This is a genomic window from Poseidonocella sp. HB161398, from assembly GCF_005870025.1.
Taxonomy (GTDB): Bacteria; Pseudomonadota; Alphaproteobacteria; order Rhodobacterales; family Rhodobacteraceae; genus Mangrovicoccus.
The window spans coordinates 12,647-28,955 of record NZ_VATA01000071.1 but is presented as its reverse complement, the minus strand read 5'-3'; the positions used below and the strand labels follow the sequence as shown (position 1 = coordinate 28,955).

The 16,309-nt window shown below is 65.0% G+C and carries 12 protein-coding genes and 1 tRNA gene; 4 read left to right on the top strand and 9 right to left on the bottom strand.

The window, feature by feature from the left end; translation table 11 throughout:
• Nucleotides 1-147: 147 nt before the first annotated feature.
• A complete protein-coding gene (locus FGX59_RS30975; RefSeq protein WP_206078483.1) occupies nt 148-426 on the bottom strand; it encodes a terminase small subunit in 279 nt (92 codons plus the stop codon).
• A gap of 213 nt (nt 427-639) precedes the next feature.
• Here FGX59_RS30975 and FGX59_RS30970 point away from each other — a divergent pair, with 213 nt between their 5' ends.
• Nucleotides 640-4,047: a phospholipase D family protein gene (locus tag FGX59_RS30970; RefSeq protein ID WP_138471659.1), complete on the top strand. Its 3,408-nt coding sequence runs from the start codon at nt 640-642 to the stop codon at nt 4,045-4,047.
• Between the two features lie 113 nt (nt 4,048-4,160).
• Complete coding sequence (locus FGX59_RS30965) at nt 4,161-5,552, top strand: tannase/feruloyl esterase family alpha/beta hydrolase (protein ID WP_138471656.1); 1,392 nt, start codon at nt 4,161-4,163, stop codon at nt 5,550-5,552.
• Between the two features lie 75 nt (nt 5,553-5,627).
• Here FGX59_RS30965 and FGX59_RS30960 read toward each other — a convergent pair whose 3' ends face one another.
• Genes FGX59_RS30960 through hsdR form a run of 5 tightly spaced genes read right to left on the bottom strand, consistent with a single transcriptional unit; the run spans nt 5,628 to nt 12,821 of the window.
• Nucleotides 5,628-6,470, bottom strand: a complete 843-nt coding sequence (locus FGX59_RS30960) for a GIY-YIG nuclease family protein (RefSeq protein ID WP_138471654.1) — start codon at nt 6,468-6,470, stop codon at nt 5,628-5,630.
• Complete coding sequence (locus FGX59_RS30955) at nt 6,467-8,203, bottom strand: restriction endonuclease subunit S (RefSeq protein ID WP_138471652.1); 1,737 nt, start codon at nt 8,201-8,203, stop codon at nt 6,467-6,469. The genes FGX59_RS30960 and FGX59_RS30955 overlap by 4 nt, the downstream gene beginning before the upstream one ends.
• A complete protein-coding gene (locus tag FGX59_RS30950; RefSeq protein WP_138471650.1) occupies nt 8,200-9,645 on the bottom strand; it encodes a class I SAM-dependent DNA methyltransferase in 1,446 nt (481 codons plus the stop codon). Before FGX59_RS30950 ends, FGX59_RS30955 begins: the two co-directional genes overlap by 4 nt.
• On the bottom strand, nt 9,646-10,380 hold the full coding sequence (locus tag FGX59_RS30945; protein ID WP_138471648.1) for a hypothetical protein: 735 nt from the start codon (nt 10,378-10,380) through the stop codon (nt 9,646-9,648). It lies immediately after the preceding gene.
• Nucleotides 10,380-12,821, bottom strand: coding sequence for an EcoAI/FtnUII family type I restriction enzme subunit R (gene hsdR, locus FGX59_RS30940; RefSeq protein ID WP_138471646.1), 2,442 nt, complete (start codon nt 12,819-12,821; stop codon nt 10,380-10,382). The genes FGX59_RS30945 and hsdR overlap by 1 nt, the downstream gene beginning before the upstream one ends.
• Nucleotides 12,822-13,443: 622 nt before the next feature.
• Between hsdR and FGX59_RS30935 the strand changes: the two genes are divergently transcribed.
• Nucleotides 13,444-13,923 (top strand): hypothetical protein, encoded by a 480-nt coding sequence (locus tag FGX59_RS30935; RefSeq protein WP_138471644.1) that lies wholly within the window; start codon nt 13,444-13,446, stop codon nt 13,921-13,923.
• A gap of 180 nt (nt 13,924-14,103) precedes the next feature.
• Here FGX59_RS30935 and FGX59_RS30930 read toward each other — a convergent pair.
• From FGX59_RS30930 to FGX59_RS30920, 3 genes are all read right to left on the bottom strand, one after another.
• Nucleotides 14,104-14,179, bottom strand: a tRNA-Thr gene (locus tag FGX59_RS30930).
• A 146-nt stretch (nt 14,180-14,325) separates the two neighbouring features.
• Complete coding sequence (locus tag FGX59_RS30925; RefSeq protein ID WP_138471666.1) at nt 14,326-14,901, bottom strand: lytic transglycosylase; 576 nt, start codon at nt 14,899-14,901, stop codon at nt 14,326-14,328.
• A gap of 101 nt (nt 14,902-15,002) precedes the next feature.
• Nucleotides 15,003-15,884, bottom strand: coding sequence for an AEC family transporter (locus FGX59_RS30920; protein ID WP_138471642.1), 882 nt, complete (start codon nt 15,882-15,884; stop codon nt 15,003-15,005).
• 91 nt (nt 15,885-15,975) lie between these two features.
• Here FGX59_RS30920 and hspQ point away from each other — a divergent pair, with 91 nt between their 5' ends.
• On the top strand, nt 15,976-16,302 hold the full coding sequence (gene hspQ, locus FGX59_RS30915; protein WP_138471640.1) for a heat shock protein HspQ: 327 nt from the start codon (nt 15,976-15,978) through the stop codon (nt 16,300-16,302).
• Nucleotides 16,303-16,309 lie beyond the last annotated feature (7 nt).

Sequence of the window (16,309 nt, the reverse complement as noted above, 5' to 3'; positions counted from 1 at the left end):
ACGCAAGCTCTCCTCGACGATGCGGACCTTGTCCGCGTCGTCCCAATGCCGTCGGCGAACGCCGTCCGCCGCTGACAGGACTTCAATCTTGGGTTCGAATATAAGGTCGCGCATAAGGTCGGACCTATCACCGAAGCGCCAAACCCGTCAGGCGGCCCTCGCCGGATGAATACTCTGCGGCGACGCGCTCTCGCTCCGCAGGATGTCCTCGATCACGCGCAGCGCCAGCGGACCGAGCGCCTTCAGCCGCTCGTCGATCGCGTCACGGATCATCGCCACGACACGGTCGTCGCGCAGCCACCTGTAGCCCATGCTGTGCGCTGAGGAGCGTGGCACGCCCGCCCTGAGCGCGGCCTGGGTGGCGTTGCCAAGCTCGGCATAGGCAAGCGCAAACTCGGTCCGCTTCTCGATGTCAGCCCTCGGCACGACGTGTTCCTCCATGGAAATCCGGTGGGCTAACCCTAGCCCATTGCCACCGCGCTTTCGTCCCGGTGCGGCGGCCAGCCCGGCATCGCCTCGCGCTACGCGCGTTCATCCGGCCACGCACGCGCACCTCTCCCAACGGAGCGCTTGAGCCAAGGCCCGGAGCATCGTTAGCTGGGAGAAAGAATTTTGCGGCAAGACGTTCCGGGCGGGCACATGAGCAGCAGATCCTTTCTCTCGCGGTTCCTCGCCCGCAAGTCCGGCGAGGCCGAGCCGGGTCCGGCCAGCGCCATGTCCAGCTGGGCAGACAATTGCGGCGAGCCGGTCGAGCGGCTGGTCGCGCGCTGCCTGAGGTCTCCTGCCTGCCTTGTCGTCACCGGCTACCAGGACTTCCTGTCCGCCATGACGCTGATCACGCGCAGCGTGCCGGACCTCCACGCGCGGCCCCCGGGGTCGATCCGCATCGTCTTCGGCTCGAACAGCGAGGCCACGCGCAGGATCGGCGGCGACACGCGCCCGGTCAGCGAGGAGGCCCGCGCCCACTATCTCGGCGCGCGCGGCCTCTCCCTCGCCGACATGTCCGAGCTCAACGCGGTGCTCACGATGGACGCGATCGAGCGCGGCATCATCGCGCTGCGCATCTTCGACCGCGAGCGGGCGCGTGCCGCCATCGGGCGCGCGCCGCCGATGCTGCATGCCAAGCTCTTCGTCGGCGAGGACTTCGTGCTCTCGGGCAGCGCCAACTTCTCGCGCGGCGGGCTCGCGCAGAACCTCGAATTCGTCGACGATGCCACCGCGCATCCTGCGCTTTCCACGCCCCGGCGCGAGGCGGCCGAGCGGTTCTGGGAGCTCGGCAGCGACTGGACCGAGGAGGCGCTTGCCATCCTGCGCGGGCTGATCCGGATGGTCAGCCCTGAGGAAGCGGTGGCGCGCACCGTGCACGAGATGACTGCGCACCGGCTCTGGCGCGTGGAGGAGAACAGGATCACCGGGCGGGTGCCGCAACCCTATCAGGCCGATCTGGTCTACGAGGCGGCGGGGACGATCTACGAGCACGGCTTCGCCTTCATCGAGGCGCCGACCGGAGCGGGCAAGACCGACATCGGCAAGCATCTTGCCACCGTCCTGCCCGAGCTGCACAGGGGCGCGGTCGGACAGGGCGAGACCCGGATCGGCGATATGCGGCAGGGGGCGCTTGCGCTCATCCCGGCCAGCGTCCTCGGCAACTGGAAGGCCTCCAAGCCGCCGCATCTGGAACTCGTGAAGCACAGCCATCTGTCGAAGAAGCGCGAGGCGGAGGCCGAGCTGGAGGAGGTGAACAGCGTCGTGCGCGCAGCCTCCGCACTGATCGTCGACGAGAGCCACCGGCTCAGCTCGCGCTACCTGGCACCCTCCACACGGGCGACCGTCTTCGAGCAGAGCCCGGCCATCTGGACCGCCTGCCTGTCCGCGACGCTGATGGGCAACCAAGGCCTCGACGGTCTGCTCGCCTTTCACGAGAAGCGCGCCTCCATCTACGTGCCGCCGCAGATCACCGGCAAGATCAACGCTGCCATGGGAAAGGTCACCGAGCGCGCCGGGCTGCTCGACGAAATCTCCCGCATCAGCGACGGCATGGCCCGCAGCCATGTCCAGCAGGACCTGTTCCAGACGCCCGACTGGCTGGCCGCGGAGAAGGCCAAGCGCGAAGCCGAGATGGCCGAGCGCAAGCTCACCTCCCACGACATCCAGGCCGATCTCTCGGCCGCGCTTGCCCCCTATGTCGTGCGGCGGCAGCGCGACTGCATCGGCGAGAGCGCCGACCGCACGCGCCTTGCCTACCCGCCGGTCGAGAACCACCGCCGCGACACCGAACTAAGCCAGGAGCAGGCGGAGATCATCCAGCGCATCCGCCGCCTTGCTGAAGCCATCGTGACAGGCACGACGCTGGTTTCGGCCGAGCCCAAGCGCGCCCAGATCAGCGAGATCCGGTTTCACGACAAGTCCCGCATCCACATCCGCAACTTCCTCGCCTTGCTGCGGGCCTCGCCCGGATTCGCGCGCGAGGAATGGCAGCGCGAGCGCGATCCCGAGAGCGACCAGCGCGGCCGGGCGGGTATCGGCGAGAGCCTGCGCCGGGCAGAGCGCCAGAACAGCGGCCGCCTGCCGGTCCCCGAAGGAGCGCTGGCAGGAGAGACAGCACCGCCAGACAGCACGACCCCGATCTGCGACCGCATCGGCGCGCTTCTGGATCGGCCAGACCTCGACCGTGTCGACGAGGCCCGCGCCGACGAGATGGCCCGCATCGTCGCGGACCATGGCCAGGCAATCTTCCTGGCCGAGCGCATCGGGGTTCTGGAACGCTATGCCCGCCTCCTGCGGAACCGGAGCGGCAAGGACACCGACATCTTCCTGCTGGCCGTCGGCGCGGCCCATGGCACGCCACCCGGCATTCACCGGCTGCGCCGGGGCGAGGAGGCACAGGACTTTTTCGGGCGGGACGGTGGCAAGGCCGACCGCGGGCGCAAGCGCGCTCTCTTCATGACCTTCCAGATGGCCGAGGGCATAAACCTGCAGATGGCTTCCGCACTCGGGATCCTGGGCGTGACCTCGGACATCAAGAGCCTCATCCAGGGCCTCGGCCGCATCGACCGGATCGACAGCCCGCACGCGCGTGTCCACTACTACACCTTCGACCTTCCCGGCCTCGTGCTGAGCTCGGACCTGAAGGCGCGAGACCGGATCGAGGGCATCGCCATGCTGTCCGGCGTCGGTGCCGAGGAACTGCCGACCGAGCTCAAGGAATTTGCCGCCGGTGATCTCACGGACCTCGTGCTGGAGCAGGCGCGCTCGAAGCGCCCGCTCCGCCGGGACAACATGTATGACCGGCTGGAAGAGCTTGCTCGCGCCTTGCCGCACGGGCTGCTGGACGAGATCCGCCGGGCTAGCCCCAAGACCCTCTGGGGCTCCGAGCTCTGCCTCCTGGCCACCGACATGCCGCTGACCGTGCTGGTGCTCGGCAGCCGCCTCCCGAGCACGACCGACGCAAGGAGCGAGCCGCCGCGCCTGCTCGCGGTGCTGGAGCGGGAAGGGCAGCGCGAGATCATCGGCGACCAGGTCGTCATTGCGCAGCTTCTCTGGCGTGCCTGGCGGGAGACCGTCCGGCGTGGCCGCCACCAGCACCGGCCGACGATGGACGAGTTCAGTGCTGCGCTGACGGACCTGGGCGATATCCTCGACAGTCTCCGGCCGTGGGACATCCGGCCTGCGCGCGTCTTCTCGCTGCTCTCCACCCTCGCGGAATTCCTGACCGGCGGCGAGATCGCCGACGAGGGCCACGCGCTGTTCGGCATGCTGCCGCTCCCGGCGCTGGAGCGGCTGGCCGAGGCCTGGGCCGCCGAGCTTGACCCGTTCTGGATCGAGGCCAAGCGCAAGCTTGCGGAGCGCTCCCGGGCGGGCAAGAGCATCCCCGACTATCTCGGCCTCGCCGACGTGGTCACCGGCTTCCTGAAACAGCCCAAGGCACTGGTCGAGCTCACTCGTGCCCGCCTGGACGCCATGTACCGTCACGCGCTGGAGGAGAGCGCGGAGGCCGATCCCGGCATTCTCGACCGGGTTGCCGTCGTCTTCCACGCTCAGGGCTGACGCCACGCGCGCGCCGTCCGACGCTGCGGCAGGGCATTCCTTACCCCACAAGAAGCTTGAGGCGACTCCGCGCCCGGGCAATCCTGCGGGCGGGAGAACCAGGGAGAATTTCCATGAAGATCACGGCGGCAACGCTGGTCCTGCTGGCCAGCGCATCCCCCCTTTTCGCCGACACGTCGCCCGAGGCCTGCGCCGCGCTCCGCGACACCGTGTTTCCGGGCGGCCATGTCACCTCGGCCCGCGCCCTCGCCCCCGAAGGCTTGCCGCCCTATTGCGAAGTGCGCGCCACCGCGCTACCCGCCATCTCGATCGAGGTCCGCCTGCCGCTGCAGGGCTGGAACGGCGGCCTCTACCAGGCGGGCTGCGGCGGATTCTGCGGCATCCTCGGCCGCGCCGAAGGCGGCGCGTCCTGGGTCAACGCGATGCGCCCGGGACTGGAGCGCGGCTACGCCACCGCCACTTCGGACAGCGGCCATCTCGGTCTCTCGGTGACGGATGCGAGCTGGGCCGAGGCCAATCCGGGGGCCGAGCGCGACTGGGGCTGGCGCTCGATCGGCGAGACCAACCGCGTCGCCAACCTCCTGGTCGAGGCCTTCTACGGCGCGCCGGAAACCCGCGCGATCTTCCAGGGCTGCTCGACCGGCGGGCGGATGGCCCATGTCGCCGCCGAGCGCTATCCCGGGATGTTCGACGGCATCATCTCCGGCGCACCCGCCATGGACTATCCGGGCCTCGTCGGCACCGCGATGTCCTGGGTGCTGCAGGCCAACACCGCGCCCGACGGCAGCCGCATCCTCGGCCCGGAGGAGGCGAAGCTGATCGGCGACGCGGTGATCGCGCAATGCGATGCCGCGGACGGCACCGAGGACGGAAGGATCGAAGACCCGCGCGCCTGCGAGGTCGACTATTCCGGCCTGGGTCTCAGCGAGGCGCAGCTCGCGACGCTCGCCAAATGGCGGCAGGGACCGCGGAACGCCACCGGAGAGCAGCTCTATCCCGGCGGCATCCCCGAGGGGTCCGAGCCGTTCTGGTGGCTCTGGCTGACCGGCAAGGACGGCGCGGCCAGCCTGGCAGAGGGCTTCGCGACCGGCTTCACCCGCCATATGGCCTTCGATCCGGACCCGGGCGCGGACTACGCGCCGCTCGATTTCGACTTCGAGACCGATCCGGCACGGATGGCGGCGGCGGCCGCGACCTATAACGGCGACAGCGCGGACCTTTCGGCCTTCCGCGCGGCGGGCGGCAAGATGATCGTCTATCACGGCTGGGCCGACGCGATCGTGACGCCCTACAAGACGGTCGACTGGTACCGGAAGGCGGCCGAGAAGGCAGGGACCGAGGCGGCGCTGAACGAGAGCGTGAAGCTCTTCATGATCCCGGGGCTCGACCATTGCGGCATCCTGCCGGGACCGGAGGGCGTGAACTGGTCCTCCCTCGACCCGATGACCCCGCTGGAGGCCTGGCTCGACGGCGGCCCTGCGCCCGAGACCATCATGGCCGAGTGAAGGTGCATCCTGCCCGCCGGAGGAGATGACCCCGGCGGGCGCTAATCAGCATAAGGCGCAGACCTCGCTACAGGCCTATGGCTGTACAACCCCCGCAATCCTCGCCCAGATCTGCAATGCGTCGCTTTCCTCGCCCCAGAAGTACTCGTCTCCAAGACTTTCCAGCTTGGGGGCGCTGTTGTCCTTGAACGCCTGCTCCGCATCTTCGGCAGCCTTCCGGTTCTCGAAGGTCACCGCATGCGCGATGGCCCAGCGTTTTTTGGCAGCCGGAGGGAAGCCTAGGTTGATTTCCTTAAGACGCCTCTGAAGATCGTTCGAGACGCCAATCTTTAGGACTGAGTAGCCGTTGCCGGGAAGCTTGGCCCGGCTCAGAAGGCAGTTTCCGTCACCTTCGTACTTCGCGAGGTACAGGAAGGTATCCCCATCCTTCCGGGTGGCAGTATACGTACCCTCCGAGCCCGGAAAACCACGGGAGGGAGAATAGGCTTGTTCGTCCTCGTCATCCGTCGGTGTCGCGTCGCTGGCGCTAGGCCCGGGAGATCTGGCCGTCGCCACGGGTGCTGAAACCAGCGCCGGAGCAATTGCAGCGGCGGTCGGCTTGCCATCGTACCAGTCCACGAACCTAAGTAGCGCCTCCAGAGAGTCGATCAAAACCCTCTGTGTTCCGGGATGCTTCAGCGGCTTGAAGGGATCGAGGTTCGAGTGTCCGTTATCGGGCTTCGGCAACAGCTGGACACCATCTAGCGGCGGAGGCGCCGGTGGCTGGAACCAGATGCGGGTCTTCTTCGCGAGCAGGTCGAAGGCAAGGAGGCGCCCTACCGGTGTCCGAAAGCCAATCACCTTTTTGGTCGCAACTTTCGCAGGCCCCCCATACCGAGCCAAGAGCGCGGCTTCGGCATCTTTCGGAGCGAGCGTCATTCGGCGGCCTCCAGGGTGTCCTGGGCGGGGGCGAGGGCGTCGTGGAGGAGGGCTTCGAGGAGGCGGGTGCGGGTGGTGTCGGCGCTCTCCAGGGCGGCCTCCAGCCGGTCGCAGAGGGCCATGAGGGCGTCGACCTTTGCCACGATGCGGTGTTGTTCGGCGAGAGGTGGAAGCGGAACCGGCAGCTTTTCGATCAGGCCGACATTCAAGGTAGGCTGTGCGAGAGTTCTGGTAGCCTCCTCGAAATAGCCTTGTGCAAGGTCAGACCTCAGGAAAAGAAGAAGATATCCTCTATGTACGAGGTCAACTGGCGAAATCCGGGCTACGGCGCGAGCAATGTTCGCTCCCGCCCAATGTGACGGAGCAACGCCAAGCTTGCCTATACTGCCAACTACACACAAAAGGATTTCGCCGCCGCTCAACCGCGTACGCAGGTATTTCTCTTCGACCTCGGGTGCGATTGTTTTGCTGGGCCTATCTGGGTGACCATCGAGCATCAGGTCTTGGGCCCGCACAAACGGGATGCCTTCTTCGACATCCGGCCCCGGAACAAGCACGCCATAAGAGATGGTGGCTCTCGGATCGATCAGGTTCGCGAAAGCATCAGCTGCCCAGTTAACCGGGAGGCCGAGCGCGTCCATATCCGCGAGTAGCTCGACTGGTTTCTTTTTTCGCACACCTTCGTTCGCTGCGAGTGCCTTTCTGAGTGCTTGGATCTTGTTCAGCAATTCGGACGCCGGTTCCTCCTCCGGGTCCTGCGCCACCAGCTTGCCCCGGACCGCGAGGTTGAGGATGGTCTGGCGGAGGGGCTTGATCTGGTCGGGGCGGGTGGTCAGGGACGGGAGGGCTTCGAGGGCGAAGCGGGCGTGGGCGGGGAAGTCCTCGGCCGTGGTGTCCGGCGCGGTCAGGCGGGCGAGGCTGGCGGCGGCGAGTCTGTCGCGCGTCTCCTCCCGGGTCTTGCGGGCCTCCTCCAGCCGGTCACAGAGCGCCATGAGCTCATCGACCTTGGCCACGATCCGGTGCTGCTCGGCGAGGGGTGGGAGCGGGAAGGGCGAGCTTGTGAAGTACTCGGTGGGCACCCGCTTCTGACCCGCGGTGCCCGTCATCCGAGGAATCCCCGTCTCAATGTAGTGGGGGCTCTTCAGGAACAGGACCACGAAGTCGGGGCACACCTGTACAGGCCGAAGGATGTGCAACTCGGTCGTGCCGCTGCCAAAGCCGCCGGTCAATCCCCTGAAAACCGTGGATTTCCCATTCTCGAAGCAGGGTGTGATCTTCGCGAGACCTACGTCGCCTTCCGCGAAGTGCGTGTAGCCTTTCTTGATCTCCCCCCACGATCGGGGCTCGTGTTCGTTCGCAATCCCATACTCGGCCGAAATCATAGGCATGGGCACGAAGGAAGCCATCTCGGCATCAGGCGCATCATTTCTTGGAGAAATGAACCCCAAGTCAGAAATTTGCGTCCACGACCAACCGCGCGGAAGCGAGAACGGTATGTCGCTTGGGTTCATCTCCGGCGCTTGCCGAGGCTTGCGCATGCCGGTCGCCTTGAGGATTATCGCCTTTTCCGCGTCAATCTTTTTCAGCAGCACCGACGCAGGTTCATCCGCCGGGTCCTGCTCCACCAGCTTCCCCCGCACCGCCAGATCCAGCACGAAGCGCCGCAGCCGCGCGATGGCGTCCGGGGCCTCGCTGATCCGCTCGTAGGCTGCCAGCAACTGTTCCGCGTTCATCGCGCCAGCGCCTCTTCGAGAATGGATTTCAGCTCGGCCCGCAGGCTTTCCACGGAGGTCTCGGCCTTGGACAGCTCGTTCAGCAGGGTCTCGGGGTCGCCCCAGTCCTCGGCCACGACATGGGGGTTCCTGATGTCGAGGTTGAAGTTCCGCTCGCGGATCTCGGCGATGGAGACCTTCCAGGCACGCTCGCCTTCCTCGCGGCCCTCGCGCGCTGCCCCGCCCCACCAGGCGGCGCAGTCGTCGAGATGCTCCAGCCGGATCGGGCGGGTCATGGAATAGGCCTTCTGGGTCTCGGGGACGCGGTGTTCCCAGTACCAGATGTCCTGCGTGGGCACGCCCTTCTCGAAGAAGAGCAGGTTGGTGCCGATGGAGGCGTAGGGCTTGAAGACCGAGTTCGGCAGGCGGACGATGGTGTGCAGGTTGCACTCGGCCAGCAGATGCTCCTTGAGGCGGGTCTTGATGCCCTCGCCGAAGAGCGAGCCGTCGGGCAGGACCACCGCCGCACGGCCCCCGTCCTTGAGCAGGCGGATGATGAGGGCGAGGAACAGGTCGGCGGTCTCGCGGGTGCGGAACTGCGGGAAGTTGCCCTCGATCCCGTCCTCCTCCTTGCCGCCGAAGGGCGGGTTGGTGAGGATGATGTCGACGCGCTCGTCCTTCGCCCAGCTGGCCAGCGGGCGGGCCAGGGTGTTGTCGTGGCGCACCCATGACGGCTTCTCGACATTGTGGAGCAGCATGTTGGTGGTGCAGAGCATGTGCGGCAGCGGCTTCTTCTCCACGGCGCGGAGGGAGGCCTGCATCAGCGCCTCGTCCTCGGGGCGGCGGATGTGGCGGTCGCGCATGTGGCGCATGGCGCAGGTGAGGAAGCCGCCGGTGCCGCAGGCCGGGTCCATGAGGATCTCGCCCGGCTGCGGGTCGATCTGCTGGACCATGAAGGAGGTGACGGCGCGTGGCGTGTAGTACTCGCCCGCGTTCCCGGCATTCTGAAGGTCGTTCAGCAGCTGTTCGTAGATGTCGCCGAAGTGCTGGCGCTCGCTGAGCGAGTTGAAGTCGACCTCGTTGATCTTGTTGATCACCTGCCGCATCAGGTGGCCGGACTTCATGTAGTTGTAGGCGTCCTCGAAGACCGAGCGGACCACGCGCGCCCGCGGCCGCGTCGCGGGGAGTTCCTTGAGCGTGGGGAAGAGCGTGTCGTTGACGAAGCCGAGGAGCGCGTCGCCGGTCATGCCCTCGGGGTCCCCTGCCCAGGCGCGCCACTGCAGGTCCGCCGGGATGGGGGAGGTGTAGTCGTCACGCTCGAATTCCAGCGCCTCGTCCTGGTCGTCGATGATCTTGAGGAAGAACATCCAGACGAGCTGGGACAGGCGCTGCGCGTCGCCGTCGACGCCCACATCCTTGCGCATTACGTCCTGGATGGTCTTGACGAGGTTTCTCATGGACATTTAAATTGGCCCCGCAGTAAGTTTTCCATTTTCCCAAAGACGAAAGCTCGTGGCTCCGACAAGGTCTTTCCGAGCGTGCTTAAATGCAATCTTTGGAGATTGGAAGGCCAACATCCTTTCGTGAAGATAAGTCGCCGCAAATAAAGACCCAACACAGCCATGGACTTGATGAAATGGCGCGATACAGTGGCTTATCTTTTTAGAATTTGAGACCAGTTGTCCAAACCCGGCATAGCCCGTATTGCAGGCAAGACTCACTAACTCCTTCGGCTGAGGATTGGGCGCTTCGAAGAGCTTGATGAAATCAGCCGCAGCGATCTCGTCATCCCCAAAGAATATGCCCTTCTTTGAGCCATGACCAACAATTACGACTTGTTGACACATCCCATGGAATTTCTCCCAAAGCTTCGAAAACTCCAGCACTGTTCGCAGCTCGACTAACCTAACTGCGTCAGGGGGAAGCAGCATCCGAGAGTAATTGAGGATGGATTTAGCAAGTGGTTCGAGAAGGTAGTCCTCTTGGAAATCACCAATTCGAATTATTAGAATTCCAAAATTCTTCCAAATGCGCTTTGTGCCAATAAAGTCAGAAAGGCTCCCATCGGGATGATCTACACGAACCGATTTTCCCTGCTTTTCCCTGACCGTAGTCTGAAAAAATGGGGATGCATTATTTGGATCCAGCCCTAAAATATCTCGTGGCAGATAAACGGTATCGTTAATATTAATTGCCATCAGGACGCCTCGCTGTACAACGCGGTCTGCAAATCCTGCATTGCTCGCAAGTAGTCTGATTTCTTTCCGAAGGCGCGCATAAGTTCAACAGGCATACCCATACCCGAAAAGGGGTTTATGTGAAGGATTTTTGTATCTTCAAAGTCTGTTAAGCCACCGTCAGCATACTTGTCGAGAAGCGCGTCGAGCACGGCGCGGGCCTGTTCGCCGTAGCGGTTGAAGACGTCGCGCTTGCGGACGTTCTCGGCCCGCTCCTTCCGGGTCAGAGGCTTGGCCCCGAAGGCGATGTGCAGCACAAGGTCGAACGGGTCGAGGTCCTGGCCCAGCTCGGCACCGATGAGAGCCAGGTCGAGCCCTTCCTCGGCCAGCTCCTCCAGGATGACCTGCTTGCGCTCCTCGGCGTTCCAGCGGCGCAGGAAGTCGTCCATGGTGGCGTAGCGGCGGGTCAGGTGCTTGCGGGTGAAGTCGCGCAGGCTCTCGGTGATGAGGCGGCCATTGGCGTCGAGGTATTCGACACGCTCGCGGACGATCACCGCGCCGACGCCGTCCACGTAGATCTTGCGCAGAGGCTCTGTGGGGCCGTCCCTGCCGGGGCGCTCGTCCCGCGGCTCGGGGGACTGGTCTTCGCCGTCCATGGCGTCGGTCCCGTCCGTTGGTGCATCCTCCTCCGGCGTGATCGGGTCATCCTCGCCGGGCGCGTAGATCTGCACCGGATCGCCATCGAAGTCGGGATCGGCGAAATGGCTGGTGGCCCCGCGGAAATCCATCAGGGTGAAGTAGAGCTTGCCCGTGTCCTTGTGCACGCGCGTGCCCCGCCCGACGATCTGCTTGAATTCGGTCATCGAGCCGACCTCGCGGTCGAGCACGATCAGGCGGCAAGTCTGGGCGTCCACGCCCGTGCTGAGCAGCCGCGAGGTCGTCACGAGGACGGGGTAGCGCACCTCGGGGTCGATGAAGTTGGCGAGCTCGGCCAGACCCTCCTTGTCGTTGCCGGTGATGCGCATGACGTAGCGCGGGTTCTCCTGGGCGAGGTCGGCATTCTCGTTGATCAGCGCCTGGCGCATGCGGGCGGCGTGTTCCTGGTCCACGCAGAACACGATCGTCTTCTGCATGCGGTCGCCGCTCTGCTTCAGGAACTCGGTCACCCGGCGGGCGATGATCTTCGTGCGGTCGTCCAGCACCAGGGTCCGGTCGAAGTCGCGGGTGTTGTAGATCCGGTCCTCGACCTCGTTGCCGTCGCGATCCGTCTGACCACGCTCCGGCCGGTAGCCCTCGATGTCCCGATCGATATGCGCCTTGATCACCTTGTAGGGCGCGAGGAAGCCGTCCTCGATGCCTTCCCTCAGCGAGTAGGTGTAGACCGGCTCTCCGAAGTAGCTGATGTTGGAGACATACTCCGTCTCCTTCGGGGTCGCCGTCAGGCCGATCTGGGTGGCGCTGGAGAAGTGGGCAAGAATTTCCCTCCAGGCGGAATCCTCGGCCGCGCTGCCGCGATGGCACTCGTCGATGATGATCAGGTCGAAGAAGTCCGCGGACAGGTCCTTGTAGATCTTCTGGTGCTCCTCCGGCCCGGTGAGCGACTGGTAGAGCCCGAGATAGATCTCGTAGGCGGTGTTGATCCGCCGCTTCCTGTCCATGGCGAGGGTCAGGCCGACCTTCGATCCGTCCGCCCGCTCGATGGTCTTGGAGTTGGCCGAGAGCTTGGCCATCGCGCCCTCGAAGGGGCGGAAATCGTTGACCATGGTCTGGTCGACCAGCACGTTCCGGTCGGCGAGGAACAGGATGCGCTTCTTCGATCCCTGCCGCCAGGAGGATTTCCACAGCCGCCAGATGATCTGGAAGGCCGTGAAGGTCTTCCCGGTGCCCGTGGCCATCACCAAGAGGACGCGATCCTGCCCCTTGGCGATGGCCTCCACGGCGCTGTTGACCGCGTTCATCTGGTAGTAGCGGGGCTCCTTGCCGTCGTCGTAGTAGCTCTGGAGAACCACCTCCGCCTCGGCGTCGGAGAGGCCCTTCCACTGCCGGAATTTCCGCTCCAGCTCGGCCGGTGACGGGAACCCGTCCATCGGCAGCGTGGTTTCCAGGTCAGCCGACTGGCCTGTCCGGTCGTGGAACACGAAGTCGGAGCCGTTGGAGGAGAAGGCGAAGGGCACCTTCAGCATCGCGGCATATTCCAGCGCCTGCTGCATCCCGTCCCCCACAGCATGGCCGCCATCCTTGGCCTCGACCACGGCAATCGGGATGTTCGGCTTGAGGTAGAGTACGTAGTCGGCCCGCTTCCGCTTCCCCCGCGAAGTCATCTTGCCCCGGACGGTGATCCGCCCGTCGGTCAGGTACTTCTCCTGGAAGATCTGCCCATGGAGGTCCCATCCGGCGGATTGCAGCGCTGGCGTGATGAGCTTGTTGCAGATGTCCTGCTCGGTTAGGCGCATGCGGGTCATGGATAGCTCATGAAAATCAAGTTGTTGGTAACATAGGGCGCGTCGCGCCGGGAAGGCAAACGACTTTGCGGGACAAGTGCGCGGAAAGGGCCGCCTTTCCGGCGGCCCGTTGGTTCCCCTCGCTGCCCGGCTCCACTGCGGAACGCGGACGTCTGGGGATGCCCGCGCTCCGCCGCCCGCTGTGCTCGCTCCCTGCTGGAAGCTGCCTCTCTGGTGCCGCGTCAACACCCGGCTCACGCCCGGACGACCTGAACGTCCGTGCTCGCAGCATCCCCCATCATCCGGGCGGCATCAGAGTACAGGTGTGAGCGCAGTCCTAGGGTCAACCTGGTGCTCCTGCATTTGCCTTGAAAGCGCGCTGCTCCACCCCGGGCGCTCGCAGGCAGGGAGTCGCCTTCGGCCGTGGGGGCTCATCGGCGGGATGGCCTCCACCGCCCCCCATGCCGCCGCTGCGGCCGTCACCATGGCCCCACGCGCACGTGCTTGCCCACGCGCCAGGGCGTCATGTGCGTTCAGCCCACGCGCCGCACGCGCAGTCCGAAGGACCTTAGAGCTTCCGGCAATGGCAGCTTCAGCCTTGCCCCGAACCGCCCGGTCCGGCGGCACGACAAAGGTACAAGACATGACGACCCACTACGACGACGAGGATGGCTTCAACTCGGAGGTCTACCTCAGCACGCGCGACCTCACCCCAGAGGAGGTGTCAGCGATAAAGGTCCTGACCGGCGTGAACATGGATCCGCCGACCGACGACTCCGAAGAGGATGCCGGGGACGACGCTGACGGGAACTACCCGCTGGCGTTCTTCATCGTGAACGCCCTCATGTTCGACGCCCGACCGCCTCTCGACTTTGACGATGAGGAGACGGTGTCAGACCTCGACACATTCGCGCTGTACTTGCAGGACGCGATGCACCTGATGACCAAGCAGAACGACCCGTCGGCCTTCGCTCAAGTAATTGCATCCATGGCTGTCAGCGCCCAGATCGAGGATTGGCAACGCGTCGAGGGTGCAGAGGGAGCGCCGACACGTTGGCAGCAGTATCTAGCTGAAGCGGACCGATTCCGGGCTGAACGCCTGGTGTCGCCCAAGAACAGCTGAGCTAGGCAAGGGTGGCAGCGCTTGTCGCTGCCACTCACAAACCTTGGGCCGCTGGCCAAAGGGTGGCGGACCTAGGCGAGTTCCCTTCGCAGCTGTCCGGAAATAGTCCGGAAAAACCACGCGACCTCGCCACGGCATCCACGCACCCCATGGATATCACATTGTATTTGCAAGAAAATTTGGTGCCCCCACACGGACTCGAACCGCGGACCCACTGATTACAAATCAGTTGCTCTACCAGCTGAGCTATAGGGGCGAGGATGGCCAGCCATCCCTTGCCGACGCCGCCCGGAAGGGCCGCGCCTGGCGACTGTATCTCCGTTTATATGACCGGTTTGTGAAGGACAACACGCATCAGCCGGGCGCGCTGCAGATTCCCTGCGCCCGGCGCTGCGCTGTCCGTCACTTGCCACAGGCCTTGAGCTGCTGCTTGTAGGACGTCGCGCGGCTCTCGACGCTCGAGGCGACGCTCAGGAGCCAGGGCTTCGAGTTGTAGCTGCCGCGCGCATAGCCGCCGCGGCCCTCGTGATAGGCCAGGTACTGCCGCTTGGCATCGGATTTCGGAATGCCCAGCGTCCGCCAGCTGGCATCCATGTACCAGCCGATGAAATCCGTCGCGTCCTTGATATTCGTGCGTTTCGCCCGGTTGCGCCCCGGCCCCTTGCGGTACTCGTCCCAGGTCGCGTCCAGCGCCTGGGCATAGCCGTAGGCGGAGGACGCCCGGCCCAGCGGAATCACCCCGAGGCCCCATTGGTAGGGCGTGCGCGCATCGTCGTCGAAGCGGCTCTCCTGGTGAATCGTGGCCATCTGCACATGAACCGGCACGCCCCATTTGCGCTCGGTCTTCTTCATGGCCCTGTAGATATCGGATCTCTGGCTGGCGATGCTGCAGGCATTGTCCAGATTCCGCGGCGGAGTCTTTCCGCCGCAGGCTGCAAGTCCCAGACACAACCCGAGCGCGATCAGACGACTGCTCATCTCTGCCTCGTGCTTCATTCTTGCTTTCTTTGACGCAACCGTATCGCAGATTTCGCCGGACGGGAACGGCAAAACGCGGGGTGGGCAGCGCGGCGCGGCTCTCAGAGCACGAGCGCAAGGAGCAGCGGCAGTGCCAGGATCGACATCGTCGTCGAGACCACCACCAGCCCGGCCACCGCATGGGCGTCGGCGCCGTATTTCTCCGCCAGCATGTAGGAGGTGACCGCGATCGGCGTCGCGAGCTGCACCACCAGCACCGCCTGGGCCACCGGATCGAGGCCGAAGAGCGCGCCCAGCCCCCAGCCGAGCGCGGCGCAGGCGGCGAGTTTCAGCGCCGAGAGCAGAATCGCCAGCTTCACCCCGCCCGGACGCAGCCGCGCCACCGCGACGCCGAGCGTGATCAGCATCAGCGGAATCGCCATCTGCCCGGTCAGCTCCAGCGTGTTGGAGATCGCGGAGGGCAACGTCCAGCCCTGCCAGAGGAAGACCGCGCCAAGGGCCGTGGCGGCGACGATCGGCTCCTTCGCGACCTTGCCCAGCCCGCCGCCGCCCGCGACGATCCAGACGCCGAAGGTGAAGGACCACAGGATCATCACCGCAAAGACGACCACCGCATAGTCGAATCCCGCCGGACCGAAGGCGAAAAGCGCCAGCGGCAGGCCGATATTGCCGGTATTGCCGAAGATCAGCGGGTTCAGGTAGGTCCGCTGGCTAAGCCGCCCCAGCCGGAGCAGCACCGCGATGCCTGCCGTCAGGATGCCGTAGGCGGCGATCGAGGCCAGGGTCAGCGACCGGATCGCCGCCGGATCGATCTCGGTATTCATCAGCGCGGTGAAGATCAGGCAGGGGACGCCCAGGGTCATGGTCAGCCGGGTGACGAACTGGACGCTGTATTCCAGGCCCATCCGGACCCAGGCAAAGCCCACGATTCCGAGCACGATGACCGGTGTGACGACTTCCAGGACTTTGAGGAACAATTCCACGCGCTCTGGCCTCCGCGGCAAAAATATGACATGACGCGGTCTCGAACGCGGCCGCCCGGGCCGGTTCTATGTCGCAACGGGGTGCAAGGTCATGCTGAAAACTCAGGCCAAGTACAGACTGGGACAGGTTGTCCGCCATCGCAAGCACCCGTTCCGCGGCGTGGTCTTCGATGTCGATGCCATCTTCTCGAATACCGAGGAGTGGTATGACGCGATTCCCGAAGACAGCCGCCCGTCGAAGGACCAGCCGTTCTACCACCTGCTCGCCGAAAACGATCAGAGCTACTACGTGGCCTATGTCTCCGAGCAGAACCTGGAGCCGGACCATAGCGGCGAGCCGGTCGACCATCCCGATGTGGTCGAGATGTTCGGCGACTACACCGACGGCGCCTACGAGCTGCACGCGCAGATGAACTGAGCGGTGC